Source organism: Microbacterium sp. F2E, from assembly GCF_020905435.1.
Classification (GTDB): domain Bacteria; phylum Actinomycetota; class Actinomycetes; order Actinomycetales; family Microbacteriaceae; genus Microbacterium; species Microbacterium lacticum.
The window spans coordinates 1-16,324 of sequence record NZ_JAJJIB010000012.1 but is presented as its reverse complement, the minus strand read 5'-3'; the positions used below and the strand labels follow the sequence as shown (position 1 = coordinate 16,324).

The 16,324-nt window shown below is 66.8% G+C and carries 26 protein-coding genes; all 26 read right to left on the bottom strand.

All coding sequences use genetic code 11. The features are described from left to right. Window positions 1-7: 7 nt before the first annotated feature. On the bottom strand, window positions 8-595 hold the full coding sequence (locus tag LOK55_RS10085; protein ID WP_229935264.1) for an adenylate kinase: 588 nt from the start codon (window positions 593-595) through the stop codon (window positions 8-10). Beyond that, window positions 592-1,920: a preprotein translocase subunit SecY gene (secY, locus tag LOK55_RS10080; protein ID WP_196323704.1), complete on the bottom strand. Its 1,329-nt coding sequence runs from the start codon at window positions 1,918-1,920 to the stop codon at window positions 592-594. Before secY ends, LOK55_RS10085 begins: the two co-directional genes overlap by 4 nt. A gap of 131 nt (window positions 1,921-2,051) precedes the next feature. After that, a complete protein-coding gene (rplO, locus tag LOK55_RS10075) occupies window positions 2,052-2,603 on the bottom strand; it encodes a 50S ribosomal protein L15 (protein WP_229935263.1) in 552 nt (183 codons plus the stop codon). After that, window positions 2,603-2,788, bottom strand: a complete 186-nt coding sequence (gene rpmD / locus LOK55_RS10070) for a 50S ribosomal protein L30 (RefSeq protein ID WP_023954062.1) — start codon at window positions 2,786-2,788, stop codon at window positions 2,603-2,605. The genes rplO and rpmD overlap by 1 nt, the downstream gene beginning before the upstream one ends. Next, the gene (gene rpsE / locus LOK55_RS10065) at window positions 2,788-3,480 is read right to left on the bottom strand and encodes a 30S ribosomal protein S5 (protein ID WP_141380836.1); all 693 of its coding nucleotides are present in this window, start codon (window positions 3,478-3,480) and stop codon (window positions 2,788-2,790) included. Before rpsE ends, rpmD begins: the two co-directional genes overlap by 1 nt. Next, window positions 3,477-3,836 (bottom strand): 50S ribosomal protein L18, encoded by a 360-nt coding sequence (gene rplR, locus LOK55_RS10060; protein ID WP_141380837.1) that lies wholly within the window; start codon window positions 3,834-3,836, stop codon window positions 3,477-3,479. The genes rpsE and rplR overlap by 4 nt, the downstream gene beginning before the upstream one ends. 2 nt (window positions 3,837-3,838) lie before the next feature. Beyond that, entirely contained in the window at window positions 3,839-4,375 is a 537-nt protein-coding gene (rplF, locus tag LOK55_RS10055) for a 50S ribosomal protein L6 (protein ID WP_141380838.1), read from the bottom strand. A 6-nt stretch (window positions 4,376-4,381) separates the two neighbouring features. Then, on the bottom strand, window positions 4,382-4,780 hold the full coding sequence (gene rpsH / locus LOK55_RS10050) for a 30S ribosomal protein S8 (RefSeq protein WP_141380839.1): 399 nt from the start codon (window positions 4,778-4,780) through the stop codon (window positions 4,382-4,384). 68 nt (window positions 4,781-4,848) lie between these two features. Continuing rightward, complete coding sequence (gene rplE / locus LOK55_RS10045; RefSeq protein ID WP_141380840.1) at window positions 4,849-5,430, bottom strand: 50S ribosomal protein L5; 582 nt, start codon at window positions 5,428-5,430, stop codon at window positions 4,849-4,851. Beyond that, a complete protein-coding gene (rplX, locus tag LOK55_RS10040) occupies window positions 5,430-5,789 on the bottom strand; it encodes a 50S ribosomal protein L24 (protein ID WP_141380841.1) in 360 nt (119 codons plus the stop codon). Before rplX ends, rplE begins: the two co-directional genes overlap by 1 nt. A gap of 4 nt (window positions 5,790-5,793) precedes the next feature. Continuing rightward, a complete protein-coding gene (gene rplN / locus LOK55_RS10035) occupies window positions 5,794-6,162 on the bottom strand; it encodes a 50S ribosomal protein L14 (protein ID WP_141380842.1) in 369 nt (122 codons plus the stop codon). 34 nt (window positions 6,163-6,196) lie between these two features. Next, the gene (gene rpsQ, locus LOK55_RS14100) at window positions 6,197-6,532 is read right to left on the bottom strand and encodes a 30S ribosomal protein S17 (protein ID WP_141380843.1); all 336 of its coding nucleotides are present in this window, start codon (window positions 6,530-6,532) and stop codon (window positions 6,197-6,199) included. After that, window positions 6,532-6,849, bottom strand: a complete 318-nt coding sequence (gene rpmC, locus LOK55_RS10025) for a 50S ribosomal protein L29 (protein WP_277951267.1) — start codon at window positions 6,847-6,849, stop codon at window positions 6,532-6,534. The genes rpsQ and rpmC overlap by 1 nt, the downstream gene beginning before the upstream one ends. After that, window positions 6,849-7,268: a 50S ribosomal protein L16 gene (rplP, locus tag LOK55_RS10020; protein WP_018171451.1), complete on the bottom strand. Its 420-nt coding sequence runs from the start codon at window positions 7,266-7,268 to the stop codon at window positions 6,849-6,851. The genes rpmC and rplP overlap by 1 nt, the downstream gene beginning before the upstream one ends. Further along, window positions 7,268-8,029 (bottom strand): 30S ribosomal protein S3, encoded by a 762-nt coding sequence (gene rpsC / locus LOK55_RS10015; RefSeq protein ID WP_229935262.1) that lies wholly within the window; start codon window positions 8,027-8,029, stop codon window positions 7,268-7,270. The genes rplP and rpsC overlap by 1 nt, the downstream gene beginning before the upstream one ends. Further along, the gene (gene rplV, locus LOK55_RS10010; RefSeq protein WP_196323707.1) at window positions 8,029-8,412 is read right to left on the bottom strand and encodes a 50S ribosomal protein L22; all 384 of its coding nucleotides are present in this window, start codon (window positions 8,410-8,412) and stop codon (window positions 8,029-8,031) included. The genes rpsC and rplV overlap by 1 nt, the downstream gene beginning before the upstream one ends. A gap of 36 nt (window positions 8,413-8,448) precedes the next feature. Then, the gene (rpsS, locus tag LOK55_RS10005) at window positions 8,449-8,730 is read right to left on the bottom strand and encodes a 30S ribosomal protein S19 (protein WP_229935261.1); all 282 of its coding nucleotides are present in this window, start codon (window positions 8,728-8,730) and stop codon (window positions 8,449-8,451) included. Window positions 8,731-8,742: 12 nt separating this feature from the next. Continuing rightward, window positions 8,743-9,582, bottom strand: a complete 840-nt coding sequence (rplB, locus tag LOK55_RS10000; RefSeq protein ID WP_141380848.1) for a 50S ribosomal protein L2 — start codon at window positions 9,580-9,582, stop codon at window positions 8,743-8,745. A gap of 25 nt (window positions 9,583-9,607) precedes the next feature. After that, window positions 9,608-9,919 (bottom strand): 50S ribosomal protein L23, encoded by a 312-nt coding sequence (gene rplW / locus LOK55_RS09995; RefSeq protein WP_229935260.1) that lies wholly within the window; start codon window positions 9,917-9,919, stop codon window positions 9,608-9,610. Further along, a complete protein-coding gene (rplD, locus tag LOK55_RS09990) occupies window positions 9,916-10,578 on the bottom strand; it encodes a 50S ribosomal protein L4 (protein WP_141380850.1) in 663 nt (220 codons plus the stop codon). The genes rplW and rplD overlap by 4 nt, the downstream gene beginning before the upstream one ends. A gap of 2 nt (window positions 10,579-10,580) precedes the next feature. Further along, complete coding sequence (gene rplC, locus LOK55_RS09985; RefSeq protein ID WP_141380851.1) at window positions 10,581-11,240, bottom strand: 50S ribosomal protein L3; 660 nt, start codon at window positions 11,238-11,240, stop codon at window positions 10,581-10,583. A gap of 7 nt (window positions 11,241-11,247) precedes the next feature. After that, window positions 11,248-11,556, bottom strand: a complete 309-nt coding sequence (gene rpsJ, locus LOK55_RS09980) for a 30S ribosomal protein S10 (RefSeq protein ID WP_005050520.1) — start codon at window positions 11,554-11,556, stop codon at window positions 11,248-11,250. 515 nt (window positions 11,557-12,071) lie between these two features. After that, window positions 12,072-12,905 (bottom strand): hypothetical protein, encoded by an 834-nt coding sequence (locus LOK55_RS09975; RefSeq protein WP_229935259.1) that lies wholly within the window; start codon window positions 12,903-12,905, stop codon window positions 12,072-12,074. A 337-nt stretch (window positions 12,906-13,242) separates the two neighbouring features. Then, the gene (locus tag LOK55_RS09970) at window positions 13,243-14,085 is read right to left on the bottom strand and encodes a class C sortase (protein ID WP_229935258.1); all 843 of its coding nucleotides are present in this window, start codon (window positions 14,083-14,085) and stop codon (window positions 13,243-13,245) included. 164 nt (window positions 14,086-14,249) lie between these two features. After that, window positions 14,250-15,746, bottom strand: coding sequence for a SpaH/EbpB family LPXTG-anchored major pilin (locus tag LOK55_RS09965; RefSeq protein WP_229935257.1), 1,497 nt, complete (start codon window positions 15,744-15,746; stop codon window positions 14,250-14,252). A 93-nt stretch (window positions 15,747-15,839) separates the two neighbouring features. Continuing rightward, window positions 15,840-16,274 (bottom strand): SpaA isopeptide-forming pilin-related protein, encoded by a 435-nt coding sequence (locus LOK55_RS14420; protein ID WP_374107647.1) that lies wholly within the window; start codon window positions 16,272-16,274, stop codon window positions 15,840-15,842. Window positions 16,275-16,324 lie beyond the last annotated feature (50 nt).

Here is a 16,324-nt window from a genome sequence, read left to right as displayed (position 1 = left end):
CAGCCGCTCAGGCGACGATGCCGCGCGCGGCCAGCGCCGTGATGATCCGCTCGAACACCTCGTCGAGCGTGCCCACGCCGTCGACCTCGAACGCGACGCCGCGGTCGCGGTAGACGTCGAGGATCGGCGCGGTCTCGGACTCGTAGATCGAGAGCCGCTTCGCGATCGACTCGTCGTTGTCGTCGCTGCGCCCCTGCTCGGCGGCCCGCAGCGCGATGCGGCGGATCGACTCCTCGCGGGGCACCGACAGCTCGATCACGCCGGTGAGCGGTTCGTCGCGCTCCTCGAGGAACGCGTCGAGGTCGCCGACCTGGCCGATGTTGCGCGGGTAGCCGTCGAGCAGGAAGCCGCCGGCGGCGTCGTCCTGCGCGAGGCGGTCGCGCACGATCGCGCCGGTGAGCTCGTCGGGAACGAGGTCGCCCGCCTCGATGATCGCCTGCACCTGCTGCCCGAGGGGCGTACCCTCCTTGACGTTCGCGCGGAAGACGTCGCCGGTGGAGATCGCCGGGATCCGGAACGCCTCGGCGACGCGCGCGCCCTGCGTGCCCTTGCCCGACCCCTGGGGTCCGATGATCAGAAGCCGCGGAAGCGTCATCGCAGGAGCCCTTCGTAGTGACGCTGCTGCAGCTGAGCGTCGATCTGCTTCACCGTCTCGAGACCGACACCCACGATGATGAGGATCGAGGCGCCGCCGAACGGGAAGTTCTGGTTGGCACCCACCGTCGCCAGCGCGATCAGCGGCAGCAGGGCGATCAGACCCAGATAGATCGCGCCCGGCAGGGTGATGCGCGTGAGCACGTAGTCGAGGTATTCGGCCGTCGGGCGTCCGGCACGGATGCCCGGGATGAAGCCGCCGTACTTCTTCATGTTGTCGGCGACCTCGACCGGGTTGAACGTGATCGCGACGTAGAAGTACGTGAACCCGACGATCAGGAGGAAGTACAGCAGCATGTACAGCGGGTGATCGCCCTGGGTGAGGTACGACTGGATCCACGTCACCCAGCCCGGCACGTTGCCATTGGCATCCGGCGTCTGGTTGAACTGCGCGATCAGCGCAGGGATGTACAGCAGCGACGAGGCGAAGATGACGGGCACGACGCCGGCCATGTTGACCTTGATCGGGATGTAGGTGTTCGTGCCGCCGAGCGTGCGACGGCCGACCATGCGCTTGGCGTACTGCACGGGGATGCGCCGCTGCGACTGCTCGACGAAGACGACGAGACCCATCACGATGATGCCGACGATGAGGACGAGGAGGAACACCTCGAAGCCGCGCGACTGCGCGATCGACCACATCGCGGCCGGGAAGGTCGCCGCGATCGAGGTGAAGATGAGGATCGACATGCCGTTGCCGACACCGCGCTCGGTGACGAGTTCGGCGAACCACATGATGAGGCCCGTGCCGGCGGTCAGGGTGATGATCATGAGCAGCTGCGCCCACCACGCGTCGTTGGTCAGCAGGCTGTTGCAGGAAGCGATCGAGGTGGTGCCGAACAGCTGGCCCGACCGGGCGACCGTGACGAGGGTCGTCGACTGCAGGAGCGCCAGCGCGATCGTGAGGTAGCGGGTGTACTGGGTGAGCTTGGCCTGACCGGCCTGGCCCTCCTTGTACAGCGCCTCGAAGTGCGGGATCACCACGCGCAGCAGCTGCACGATGATCGTCGCGGTGATGTAGGGCATGACGCCCAGCGCGAAGATCGACAGCTGCAGCAGCGCACCGCCGGAGAAGAGGTTCACCAGAGACAGCAGGCCTTCGCTGGCCGAGCCGGTCTCACGCAGACAGCTCTGCACGTTCGGGTAGTTCACGAACGGGGTCGGGACGTGCGCACCCAGGCGATAGATCGCGATGATGAACAGGGTGAAGAAGATCTTCCGGCGGAGATCCGGAGTGCGGAAGACCCGCGCGATGGCGCTGAACAAGGGGATTTCCTCCAGTGGTCGGACGGGTCAGGCGGCCGTGGCCGCAGACACCGTCTCCCAGAGTACGGCAACAGGGGCCGGCACCCGGTCCTCGAACGAATCGAGTGGTCGTGCCGGCCCCTGCCGTGGACTTACTTGATCTCGCCGCCCGCGGCGACGATCTTCTGCTCGGCCGAACCCGAGACCTTGTCGACGGACACCGTCAGCTTGACCGAGATGTCGCCGGTGCCGAGCACCTTGACCTTCTCGTTCTTGCGCACGGCACCCTTGGCGACGAGGTCGCTGACGGTGACGTCGCCACCGGTCGGGTACAGCTCCGCGAGCTTGTCGAGGTTGACCACCTGGTACTCGACGCGGAACGGGTTCTTGAACCCGCGCAGCTTCGGAGTGCGCATGTGGAGGGGCATCTGCCCACCCTCGAAGCCCACCTTGACCTGGTAGCGCGCCTTCGTGCCCTTGGTACCACGGCCCGACGTCTTACCCTTCGAGCCCTCACCGCGACCGACACGGGTCTTGGCGGTGTTGGCCCCGGGGACGGGACGCAGGTGGTGCACCTTCAGCACACCGGGGCGCGAGACCTCGGCATCCTTCTTCGCGGGCGCCTTCTTCGCAGCAGGCTTCTTCGCAGCCGTGCTCTTCTTCTCGGCGACCTTCTCGGTCACCTTCTCAGCCTTCTCGGCCATCAGTCGATCTCCTCAACCTTCACGAGGTGGGCGACGGTCTTGACGTAACCGCGCGTCTGCGCGTCGTCGGGACGGACGACCGAGTCGCCGATCCGCTTCAGACCCAGCGAACGCAGCGTGTCACGCTGGTTCTGCTTCTCGCTCACCTTGGACTTGACCTGGGTCACCTTCAGGCGCGCGGCCATCAGACACCTGCCTTCGCTGCGGCCGCGGCGTCAGCCTCGGCCCGGATCAGACGCGCGGGGGCCACCTGGTCGAAGTCGAGACCTCGACGGGCGGCGACCGCACGGGGCTCCTCGAGGCTCTTGAGTGCCTCGACAGTCGCGTGCACGATGTTGATCGTGTTCGACGAGCCGAGCGACTTCGAGAGCACGTCGTGGATGCCGGCGCACTCGAGCACGGCGCGGACGGGACCACCGGCGATGACACCGGTACCGGCAGCGGCGGGGCGCAGCAGCACCACACCGGCGGCGGCCTCACCCTGGACGGGGTGGGGAATCGTCGAGCCGGCACGGGGAACGCGGAAGAAGTTGCGCTTGGCCTCTTCGACACCCTTCGAGATGGCGAGGGGGACCTCACGCGCCTTGCCGTAGCCGACGCCCACGAGACCGTTGCCGTCGCCCACGACGACGAGCGCCGTGAAGCTGAAGCGGCGACCGCCCTTGACGACCTTCGACACACGGTTGATGGTGACGACGCGCTCCAGGAACTGGCTCTTGTCGGCGTCACGCCCACCGCGGTCACGCGTCTGGCTGCGCTCGCGGCCTCCGCGGCGCGGCTCGCGCTCGCGCTCGACGGGCGCCTCGGCGGCGGCCGTCTGCTCAGTGGCCTCTGCGGTCACGTCGTTCTCCACATTCTGAGTAGTTGCGTCACTCACAGGTTCAGACCTCCCTCGCGCGCGCCTTCGGCGATCGCCGCGACACGACCCGCGTAGCGGTTGCCACCGCGGTCGAACACGACGTCCTCGACGCCGGCGGCCTTCGCACGCTCGGCGACCAGCTCGCCGACCTTGCGGGCCTTGGCGGTCTTGTCACCGTCGAACGCGCGCAGGTCGTTCTCGAGCGTGGATGCCGAGGCCACGGTGTGGCCCTTGCTGTCGTCCACGAGCTGCACGAACACGTGGCGGGCCGAACGGGTGACGACCAGGCGCGGACGCGCCTCGGTGCCCACGATCTTCTTGCGAAGGCGGGCGTGACGACGCGAACGCGCGTCGGACTTCGACTTCACAGCCATGATTACTTACCAGCCTTTCCGGCCTTGCGGCGGACGACCTCGCCGGCGTACCGCACACCCTTGCCCTTGTACGGCTCGGGCTTGCGGATCTTGCGGATGTTCGCGGCGGCCTCGCCGACCGCCTGCTTGGAGATGCCGCTGACGGTGACCTTGTTGTTGCCCTCGACGGTCAGCGTGATGCCGGCCGGGGGCTCCACGAGCACCGGGTGCGAGAAGCCGAGCGCGAACTCGACCGCGGCACCCTTCTGCGCGACGCGGTAACCGGTGCCGACGACCTCGAGGCCCTTGGTGTAGCCCTCGGTGACGCCGATGATGTTGTTGTTGATGAGCGTGCGGGTCAGGCCGTGGAGCGACCGCGACTCGCGCTCGTCGTCGGGGCGGGAGACCAGGACCTGGCCGTCCTCGACGGAGACCTCGATGGGCTTGGCCACGGAGAGCGCGAGCTCGCCCTTGGGGCCCTTGACGGCGACATCCTGGCCGTCCACCGAAACGGTGACGCCGGCGGGGATGACGATGGGGAGACGTCCGATACGCGACATGTCAGATCACCACACGTAGGCGAGGACTTCCCCACCCACGCCCTTCTGCTCGGCCTGACGGTCGGTGAGAAGACCGGAGGAGGTGGACAGGATCGCGACACCGAGGCCACCGAGGACGGTGGGGATCTCGGTCGAGCGTGCGTAGACACGCAGACCCGGCTTCGAGACGCGCTTGATGCCGGCGATCGACCGCTCGCGGTTCGGGCCGTACTTGAGCGTCAGCGTCAGGGTCTGCCCGACGCGGGCGTCCGAGACCTCCCAGGAGGAGATGTAGCCCTCCTGCTTGAGGATCTCGGCGATGTTGGTCTTGAGCTTCGAGCTCGGCAGCGACACGGAGTCGTGGTGCGCCGAGTTCGCGTTGCGCAGACGGGTCAGCATATCTGCGACCGGGTCTGTCATCGTCATGTGTTGTTTCCTTTGTTCACGTGGTTTCGGATGCCGTTACGCGACACCCGACCTTCTTGATGGGTCGATCAGTCCTCGGACTGGAAGGGGAAGCCGATCTGACGCAGGAGCGAGCGGCCCTCGGCATCCGACTTCGCGGTCGTGACGACCGTGATGTCGAAGCCGCGGACGCGGTCGATCTTGTCCGGGTTGATCTCGTGGAAGACCGACTGCTCCTGCAGGCCGAACGTGTAATTGCCGTTGCCGTCGAACTGCTTGGGCGACAGGCCCCGGAAGTCGCGGATGCGGGGCAGAGCGAGCGTCACGAGACGGTCGAGGAACTCCCACGCGCGGTCACCGCGGAGGGTGACGTGCGCGCCGATGGCCTGACCCTCGCGCAGCTTGAACTGCGCGATGGACTTGCGAGCCTTCGTCACGACCGGCTTCTGGCCGGTGATCTTGGTGAGGTCGTCGACCGCACCATCGATCACCTTGGAGTCGCGAGCCGCCTCACCGACACCGGTGTTGACGACGACCTTGACGATCCCGGGGATCTGCATGACGTTGTCGTAGCCGAACTCGTCCTGCAGCGCCTTCTTGATCTCGGCGTTGTACTTCTGCTTCAGACGGGGCTGGATTTTGCCAGTCTCCGTGGCAGTGGTGGTGCTCATCAGAGGTCCTTACCGCTCTTCTTCGCGTAGCGCACGCGGACGGTGCGCTTCACGCCGTCCTTCGTCTGCTCCTCGACGCGGTGACCGACACGGGTCGGCTTCTTGGTCGAGGGGTCGACGAGGGCGACGTTGGAGATGTGGATCGGGGCTTCCATCGTCTCGATGCCGCCCGTCTTGGTGCCCCGCTGGGTCTGGCCCACGCGGGTGTGCTTGGTGACGTAGTTGACGCCCTCGACGATGACACGGTTCTGCCCGACGAGGATGTCGAGCACCTTGCCCTGCTTGCCGCGGTCGCCGCCCTTGTCCTGCTTCTTGCCTGTGATGACCTGAACGAGGTCACCCTTCTTGATCTTGGCCATAAGGTCAGATCACCTCCGGGGCGAGCGAGACGATCTTCATGAACTTCTTGTCACGAAGCTCACGACCGACCGGTCCGAAGATGCGGGTGCCGCGGGGCTCCCCGTCGCTCTTCAGGATGACGGCGGCGTTCTCGTCGAACTTGATGTAGGACCCGTCGGCACGACGGGTCTGCTTGACGGTGCGGACGACGACGGCCTTGACCACGTCGCCCTTCTTGACGTTGCCGCCGGGGATCGCGTCCTTGACGGTCGCCACGATGATGTCGCCCAGGCCCGCGTAGCGGCGGTTCGAGCCACCGAGCACGCGGATCGTGAGCAGCTCCTTGGCGCCGGTGTTGTCGGCGACCTTGAGGCGGGACTCTGTCTGAATCACTTGTTACTCCTTGGGTTCCAAGCAGGCCGAGGCCTTACTTGGCCTTCTCGAGGATCTCGACCAGACGCCAGCGCTTGGTGGCGCTCAGCGGACGGGTCTCGTTGATGAGCACGAGGTCGCCGATGCCGGCGGCGTTCAGCTCGTCGTGGGCCTTGACCTTCGACGTGCGACGGATGACCTTGCCGTAGAGGGGGTGCTTCACGCGGTCCTCGACCTCGACGACGATCGTCTTGTCCATCTTGTCGCTGGTCACGTAGCCTCGGCGGGCCTTGCGGTAGCCGCGGGCCTCCGCGTCGCGCACGTCGTGCGCGGCGTGCTCGTGGCCCTCCGCCGTCTCGACGACAGCTTCTTCAGCCTTCTTGGTGGCCATCACTCAGCCTCTTCCTTCGCAGCGGCGTCGCCGGCGGCATCCGCCTTCTTCGTCGCCTTCTTCTTCGTCTTCGGCGCGGCCTCGACGGGGGCGGGCGTGGAACGGATGCCCAGCTCGCGCTCACGGATCACGGTGTAGAGCCGCGCGATGTCGCGCTTGACCGCACGGATGCGGCCGTGGCTCTCGAGCTGGCCGGTGGCCGACTGGAAGCGCAGGTTGAACAGCTCTTCCTTGGCCTTGCGCAGCTCCTCGACGAGGCGCTGGTCCTCGAAGGTGTCGAGCTCGCTCGGTGCGAGCGTCTTGGTTCCGACGGCCATTACGCGTCGCCCTCCTCGCGCTTGATGATGCGTGCCTTCAGCGGCAGCTTGTGGATTGCCCGGGTGAGGGCCTCGCGTGCGAGCTCCTCGTTCACGCCCGCGACCTCGAAGAGGACGCGACCCGGCTTGACGTTGGCGACCCACCACTCCGGCGAACCCTTACCCGAACCCATGCGGGTCTCGGCGGGCTTCTTGGTGAGCGGACGGTCGGGGTAGATGTTGATCCACACCTTTCCACCACGCTTGATGTGACGGGTCATCGCGATACGAGCGGACTCGATCTGACGGTTCGTCACGTACGCGGGGGTCAGCGCCTGGATGCCGAACTCACCGAAGGAGACCTTCGTGCCGCCGGTCGCCTGGCCGGAACGGCCGGGGTGGTGCTGCTTGCGGTACTTGACCTTGCGGGGGATAAGCATTATGCCGATGCTCCTTCTGCGACGGGTGCGTCGTTGCGGGGGCCGCGGCGACGGTCGCCACCACGGTCATCGCGACCACGGGGCGCCTTCGGCGCGTTCGCCTGCTCGCGCGCGAGCTCCTTGTTGGTGAGGTCGCCCTTGTAGATCCAGACCTTCACGCCGATGCGGCCGAAGGTGGTCTTGGCCTCGTAGAAGCCGTAGTCGATGTTCGCGCGCAGGGTGTGCAGGGGCACACGACCGTCGCGGTAGAACTCCGACCGGCTCATCTCGGCGCCGCCGAGACGGCCCGAGACCTGGATGCGGACGCCCTTGGCACCGGCACGCTGGGCGCCCTGCAGACCCTTGCGCATCGCGCGACGGAAGGCCACGCGCGCGGAGAGCTGCTCGGCGATGCCCTGCGCGACCAGCTGAGCGTCGGCCTCGGGGTTCTTCACCTCGAGGATGTTCAGCTGGATCTGCTTTCCGGTGAGCTTCTCGAGGTCGGCGCGGATGCGCTCGGCCTCGGCGCCGCGGCGGCCGATCACGATGCCCGGGCGGGCGGTGTGGATGTCGACGCGGACGCGGTCACGCGTGCGCTCGATCTCGATCCCGCTGACGCCGGCGCGGTCGAGCTGCGTCTGCAGGAGCTTGCGGATCTTGATGTCCTCGGCCACGTAGTCCGCGTAACGCTGACCCGGCTTCGTCGAGTCGGAGAACCACCGCGACACGTGGTCGGTGGTGATCCCGAGGCGGAAGCCGTACGGGTTGACCTTCTGTCCCATTACTTGCTCGCCTTCTTGTTGGTCTCGGCGACCTCGGGGGTCGCGAGCTGGATCGTGATGTGGCTCGTGCGCTTCTTGATCTGGAACGCGCGACCCTGGGCGCGGGGGCGGAAACGCTTGAGCGTCGTGCCCTCGTCGACGTACGCGTTGCTCACGTACAGGTCCTGCTCGTCCAGGTACTCGCCGTCCTTGTCCGCCTTCACGCGGGCGTTGGCGATCGCCGACTCCACGAGCTTGTAGACGGGCTCACTGGCGGCCTGCGGCGCGAACTTCAGGATGGCCAGGGCCTCCTGAGCCTGCTTGCCCTTGATGAGCGCGACGACACGACGAGCCTTCTGAGGGGTCACGCGGATGTGCTTAACGCGTGCGATGGAATCCACCATTTGTCTCCTCCTCTGTCCTCTCTGAGGCGCCCCGCGTTAGCGGCGGCGACCCTTCTTGTCGTCCTTCTCGTGGCCGCGGAAGGTGCGGGTGGGCGCGAACTCGCCCAGCTTGTGGCCGATCATGGCCTCGGACACGAACACCGGGATGTGCTTGCGTCCGTCGTGCACGGCGATGGTGTGTCCCAGCATGGCGGGGATGATCATCGAACGGCGCGACCAGGTCTTGATGACGTTCTTGGTACCGGCTTCGTTCTGCGAGGCGACCTTACGGAGCAGGTGCTCGTCGACGAAGGGGCCCTTCTTCAGGCTGCGAGGCATCTTCCTCTACTCCTACTTGCGCTTCTTGCCGGCGTTGCGACGGCGGACGATGTACTTGTCGCTCTCCTTGTTGGGGTGGCGGGTGCGACCCTCAGCCTGGCCCCAGGGAGTGACGGGGTGACGGCCACCGGAGGTCTTGCCCTCACCACCACCGTGCGGGTGGTCGACCGGGTTCATGGCGACACCGCGGACGGTCGGGCGCACGCCCTTCCAACGCTTGCGGCCGGCCTTGCCCCAGTTGATGTTCGACTGCTCCGCGTTGCCGACCTCGCCGATGGTCGCGCGGCAGCGCGCATCGACGTTGCGGATCTCGCCCGAGGGCAGACGCAGCTGGGCGTAGGGGCCGTCCTTGGCGACGAGACGCACCGAGGCGCCCGCCGAGCGCGCCATCTTCGCGCCGCCGCCGGGGCGGAGCTCGATGGCGTGGATGACCGTACCGGTGGGGATGTTCTTCAGCGGCAGGTTGTTGCCCGGCTTGATATCGGCCGAGGCACCGGACTCGACGATGTCGCCCTGCGCCAGCTTGTTCGGCGCGAGGATGTAGCGCTTCTCGCCGTCGACGTAGTGCAGCAGCGCGATGCGCGCGGTGCGGTTGGGGTCGTACTCGATGTGAGCGACCTTGGCGTTGACGCCGTCCTTGTCATTGCGACGGAAGTCGATGACGCGGTACTGGCGCTTGTGTCCACCACCGATGTGACGGGTCGTGATGCGGCCCTGGTTGTTGCGACCGCCGGTCTTGGACAGCGGGCGCAGCAGCGACTTCTCAGGCGTCGACCGGGTGATCTCGGCGAAGTCGGCCACCGACGAACCGCGGCGACCCGGGGTCGTGGGCTTGTACTTGCGAATAGCCATGGTGTGTAGTCCTCTATCCCAGCGGTCAGCCGACGGCCGTGAAGATGTCGATGGTGCCCGACTTCAGTGTGACGATGGCACGCTTGGTGTCCTTGCGCTTGCCGGTGCCGAAGCGGGTGCGACGGGTCTTGCCCGCGCGGTTGAGCGTGTTGACCGCGGCGACCTTGACGCCGAAGATCTTCTCGATGGCGAGCTTGATCTCGGTCTTCGAGGCGCGCGGGTCCACGAGGAACGTGTACTTGCCCTCGTCGATCAGGCCGTAGCTCTTCTCCGAAACCACCGGCTTCAGGATGATGTCGCGCGGGTCCTTGTTCAGGGAGACGTTCGCAGTGCTCATGCCGAGACCTCCGAGGTTTCGCCGGCCTTCGCCGCGATGAACGCGTCGTAGGCGGCCTTGGTGAAGACGATGTCGTCGGAGACGAGCACGTCGTAGGCGTTGAGCTGGCCGACCTCGAGCACGTGGACGTAGCCGAGGTTGCGGATGCTCTTGAGGGTCAGCTCGTCGCCGCGCTCGATGACGACCATGACGTTCTTGGTCGGAGCGAGCTGGGCGAGGACCGCAGCGGCAGCCTTGGTCGAGGGCGTGCCCTCGATGCCGAAGGAGTCGACGACGTGCAGACGGCCACCCCGGGCGCGGTCGCTCAGCGCACCCAGCAGGGCGGCGGCGATCATCTTCTTGGGGGTGCGCTGCGAGTAGTCGCGCGGCTTCGGGCCGTGCACGATGCCACCACCGGTCATGTGCGGCGCGCGGATCGAGCCCTGACGGGCGTTACCCGTGCCCTTCTGCTTGAAGGGCTTGCGGCCGGCGCCCGAGACCTCACCGCGACGCTTGGTCGAGTGGGTGCCCTGGCGAGCCGCCGCGAGCTGCGCGACGACGACCTGGTGGATGAGGGGGATGTTCGTCTTGACGTCGAAGATCGCGGCGGGCAGCTCCACGGAGCCGGCCTTCTTGCCGTCGGCCTTCAGGACGTCGAGCGCGAGAGTCGAGTCAGCCATGATCAGGCACCCTTCACTGCGTTGCGGACGTAGACGATGCGGCCACGAGCACCGGGGACGGCGCCCTTGACGAGCAGCAGACCCTTCTCGGCGTCGACGGCGTGCACCGTGAGGTTGAGGACGGTCACGCGCTCGCCACCCATACGGCCGGCCATGCGCATGCCCTTGAAGACGCGGCTCGGGGTCGACGAGGCGCCGATCGAACCGGGCTTGCGGTGGTTGCGGTGCGCACCGTGCGAAGCGGAGACGCCCTTGAAGTTGTGACGCTTCATGACACCCGCGGTGCCCTTGCCCTTGCTGGTGCCGACGACGTCGACCAGCTGGCCGGCCTCGAAGGTGGCATCGACGGTGAGCTCCTGACCGAGTGAGTAGTCAGAGGCATCCGCCGTGCGCACCTCGGTGAGGTGGCGGCGCGGGGTGACCCCGGCGGCCTCGAAGTGGGCCGTCTGGGGCTTGTTGACCTTGCGGGGGTCGATCTGGCCGTAGGCGATCTGCACGGCGTTGTAGCCGTCGCGCTCAGGCGTGCGCACCTGGGTCACGACGTTGGGCGCGACCTCGATGACGGTGACGGGAACGAGCTTGCCGTTCTCGTCCCAGACCTGCGTCATGCCGAGCTTGGTGCCCAGCAGGCCCTTGGAAACCTTGGTGTTGATGTCAGACATGAGGACCTCAGAGCTTGATCTCGATGTTGACGTCGGCCGGGAGGTCGAGACGCATCAGCGAGTCGACGGCCTTGGGCGTCGGGTCGATGATGTCGATGAGGCGCTTGTGGGTGCGCATCTCGAAGTGCTCGCGGCTGTCCTTGTACTTGTGGGGCGACCGGATGACGCACACGACGTTCTTCTCGGTCGGAAGCGGCACGGGGCCGACGACGGTCGCGCCCGCACGGGTCACGGTGTCGACGATCTTGCGCGCCGACGTGTCGATGACCTCGTGGTCATACGACTTCAGGCGAATGCGGATTTTCTGTCCCGCCATTGTCTGCTCACTCTCTTTCTCGCGTCTTACCTCGGGGGCATTGGACGCACGAGGCACAGGGATCTGTGCCGGGCACTACTCTTTCGAGGCGCACCACTGTTCTGATGTCAGGCCCGATCGCCGCACGCACGCGCACGGCTTCCCTTTGCAGGAGGATCGGATTGAGTTGTTCTGCTGCCCGCGGCCTAGACTCCCGCCGCAGTCCCGAGGACTGCCGCCGATCTATGCACTGCCCTGGCAGTGATCCCGCTCTCGCCGAAGCGGCGCAGGAATGTGGAACCTCACTAGTCTACGTGCCGCCCGGGCGTGTCGCAAACCCGGGCGTGTCGCGCCCCGCGTGTCGCCCCGCCCGTCGCCGAGGTGGTGGTCGTGTCCCCGACCTGGTCACTTCTCCCGCGAGGTGGTGGGTTTGCTCCCGAGAAGGTGCACCTCCTCGCGGCGCGAAGCACCTTCTCGGCGGAGAAGTGACCAGGTCGGCGGTGGGGTGAGACGCGGTGAGGTGCGAGGCGGTGGGGTCAGAGGAGGTAGATGGAGCGGAGATAGGCGGCGAAAGCGTCGAAGGTGGCCATCTGGGCGAAGCCGTGGCGCGTCACGGACCAGCCGGTGGCTCGGATGACCTCACGCTCGCGCACCTGCTGCTCCTGGAGCACCTGCTCGGCAGTTCGTCCCGCGAGAAGGTCCGGGTCGGTGTACTTGCTCTCGCCGTCGAAATCCTGCCAGCGTCCCAGGTGGGGCCACGCGAAGTCGAGGAGCGCGTACCGGCCGCCGGTGAGGTCGACACGGTATTGCAACTCCGGCCGCGGGATGCCGAGCTGGTACATCCACAAGCGCGTCACGCTCTCTCCCGGCAGCTGTGCGCGACCGTCCGCGAACTCGGTCACGAACCGCGCCTGTCGGATGCCGCGGGCGCCGGTCCCTCGACGGATCCTCTCCAAGATCGACGCCCGGAACCGCTCGGCCAGCTCACGGTCGTAGGTGCGGGAATCCTCGTCCCAGGCGACAGCGCGCAGCGCCGCGTCGAAACAGACGACTGCCGCAGCCATGGGAGTCGTGCGGATGACGTCGTACACGGTGCGATCGAGCCCGGTCGCGCGCAAGCCGGCAAGCACGACCACCTCGCTCTCCGCGAGCGCGTAGTGGTGCCGCACGACATCCCGCGAATCCTTGCGCGTGTGCTCCCCCGGCACGATCAGGTGCACACGGTCGCCGCGGTCGCGGTACACCGGGATGCCGTGCAGCGCCGCCGCCGTCGTGTGCGAGAAGGTGGCAAGCGCAGTGGCCGCGCGGTTGGCGACCGCGCGCGCGAGGGTGCGCAGCCGCCCCTCTGCGAAGAGCGCTTCCCACTCCACGGTACGAACGAGTGCACCGGAGCGCACGCGCGTGAGGGACTCAACGGGGATTCCCGGGTCCTGTACCGGAAACCGGGGCAAGAGCTGTGCGGAGTCGGGACGAGGTGTCATGCCTGGCACTGTGCCCGACACGCACGCCCCGTGGGCGCGGCATCCCCGGATCCGTGGACAACTCCCGCGCAGGGTCTCCTGTGGAGGAGGCGATGCCCCACCTCGCGACCGGGTCACTTCTCCGCCGAGAAGGTCGGTTCCATCGCGAGATGGTGCACCTTCTCGCTAGCGAAGTGACCAGGTCGCGATGGAAGTGACCACCTCGCGGGGGAACCGAACCGCGACCTTAGGACGGGTCGGCTGCGGCGCGAGGTGCGGCGGGCGGGTAGCCGCTGCGCCAGATGTACAGCCCGAGGGCGAGCACGACGGCGCTGAGGATCACGATCCACCACGGGAAGCCCGGAAGGTCGGGGGCTTTAGCCGCCTCGGCGATGTCCTTCGGGGCGGTTGGCGTGACCCGCTCTGCGGTGACGAGAATGCGGTGCGTATTGATGCCGAGCGGTGTACAGGTCACCAATGTCACGAGGTCGCGGTCACGATCGGCGAGGATCGACTCGGTATCGCTCGGGTCGATCACCTTCGTCTCGACAACGCGATAGGTAAGCACCTCGCCAAGCACCGAGATCGCAAACGTGTCGCCGACGGCTGCCTTGTCGAGGTCGTTGAACAGAGTGGCTGTGGGAAGCCCCCGGTGCGCCGTCAGCACGGCTCTCGTCCCCACACCGCCAACGGGAAGCGAGGTTCCCTCGAGGTGGCCGATCCCCTCCTCGAGCGTCGCATCGGATGTCCCGTGATAGATCGGCAGATCGATACCGAGAGCGTCGTACCGCAGGCGCCCCATGAATCCCGTGTCGGTCACTCGCAGCAAGTCCTCGTAGACCAGCGATTCGTCCGTCGAGGTGCCGTCGCCTGTGGCCACGTGCTCGCCCGCCTTGTACACCGCGCCGGATGCCAGCGCTTCGTTGTACTTGTGGGCGCGCTCTAGTTGCTCCGCACGGTGGGCGGCGCTGTCATTGGGGGGCTTCTGCATCAACTCCTGGGCCAGCTCCGTCACCCGCGACTGTTCACGCTGCGAAAACCACGACGCCACCTGCGGGTAGAGGAAGATGCACGTGCCGAGGAGGATCACGATGCACGCGACGGCGGAGGTGACCGGAAGGTGCCAGGGGCGGCGGTCGCCGAGACCGCGAGGCTCACCATCGGCGGCATACATGCGCTATGTTCCTTCCGTATCGAAACACGAATGTGGCGGCGGTACCGAGGCGCCGCCGCCACATCGATGTCGTCAGGCGATCAGTCGACGACCTTCTCGCGACGGTGGCGCGCGATCACCAGACTGGCCACACCGCCGCCAACGAGTAGCAGGCCGCCGATCGCGAGCGCCCACGATCCGGTGCCACCGGTCAGGGGCAGGTTCGGACCCTGCTGCTTGTCGTTGACCACCGTTAGGGCCGACTCACCGGTGACCGGGGCGCCGGGGGTGATCGTCACCTCCGGAGCGAACGGCACAGCCGTGTGACCGGCCGGCACCACGGTCTCGTAGACGCAGTAGACCTTTGAGACGCTCGCGTCCTCGGTCTGGGTGTTGGCCACCCAGAGTCCGAGCACGTTGGTCGGGGTCACGCCGGCCCACTGCACTACGCCGCTCGCGTCCGAGACACCGGTGGCGATCTCGCCCGAGGCCGGGGCCTCGGCGGGGCACACGCCCTCGTCGGCCGCGTCGAACACCTGGAACTCCGCACCCTCCAGTGCGCGTACGGGAGTGGAGTTGTCGTTCTTCTGGATGCTCAGCTGACCCCAATAGGTGAAGGGCACGACCTCGCCCGGGATGGTGGTGCCGTTGAACGTGCTGCTGTAGTCGTCGTTCGGGATCGAGCCGTCGCCGACGGCGTTGACCGTGGTGGTGAACACGATCGTGATGCTGGAGCCCTCTGCCGCCGCGTCGAGGGCCGCACGCGCGGTCGCGCCGAAGGTCCAGGTGCCGGCAGCTGCGTCGTAGACGAAGTCGGTCGTCGGAGTACCGGCGATCTCAACGCTCGTGGTTCCCGAGTAGCTCAGACGGGAATCCAGCACATCCGTGACGACCGCCTCGGTGAAGGTCTCGTCGTTGTTCAGCACCGGGATCGGCACGTCCAGCGTCCACGTGACATCGGACCCGACGACAAGATCCTGCTGGTCCTCGTCGATCGCCTTGGACGGCTGGTTCAGCACGGCGTTCTTCGGGTTCACGACGACGTCGTACTCCCAGCCGGCGGCTGCATCGAGCGAGGTCGGCACCGAGACGTAGAAGTCGGGCACCTTCGAGACGATGCTGTTGTCGCCGTTGTCCGTGCCCTCCTGCACGAAGTACAGGCTCAACGGAAGGTCGTCCAGAACGATCTGTCCGTTGCCGTCCGTGGTCTCGTCGTACACGTTCGACGTGAGGCAGAACGGATCCGAGGGCGCGGATGCCGGCGCGCCGGCTGCGGCCGGGAACAGCGCCTCGATCCCGTCCCACTCCGAGATCTCGGTCAGGTCGAGCGGCTCACAGGTCCCATCGACCGTGCGACCGACCTGCGTCACGATGAACTGGACACCGGAGAGGAGGTCATCGACGGCCGGGTTCGCTGTGGGCTGACCCTTGTACTTGTTGATCGTCAGGCTGCCCGACTCCGGGGCGCCGGGCTGGTCAGGACCGGGACCGACGACGGCGGAAGCCGCCATGCCCGATGCGAGTACGCCCGTCACCGCCAGGGCGAACGCCCCCGCCCCGGCGATCACTCGCCTGACTGCTGTGCTTTTGATAGTCATATCTCCCCATACTTTCGTTCGATCTAGATCTGTTGGATGTTCTTGGAACGCTTGTGGTGCGTCAGTTCGGTTGTGTGAGCTCATGGGCAAGTCCTAGGTGACCTCCCGGCGTCGCATCCGGATCCGCAGGAGGATCGCGAACGCCATCCCGAGCCCGAGCACACCGAGGCCGACGATGGTGAAGAAGTCTCTTCCGAGACCGCCGGTCAGCGGCAACGCGGGGCTCTCGCGCTGCACGTTGACGATCTCGCCGATCGATGCCTGCAGGGAAGTCGCACTCACGGTGAACGGTCGCGGCGTGGAATCGAGGACGTAACCTGCAGGTGCACGCGTCTCGATCAGTTCGTAGGCACCCCAGGCGAGGTTCTCGATCTGGAAGTACCCGCCCCGCTGATCCTTGTCGACAGCGCAGGCAACGGCGCTCGGCTGGTTCTGGCCGACGCAGTCGATGACAGCGAACTCAGTGGATGCCGGCGCGGGCCCGTGGGCTGTGTCAAGCTTCGTAGACGATCTCTTTGTGGATTTCAGGCCGCGGTTGCGGTCTGGGCGTAGTAGGCGGCCCGGGTCTCGGCGGGGGT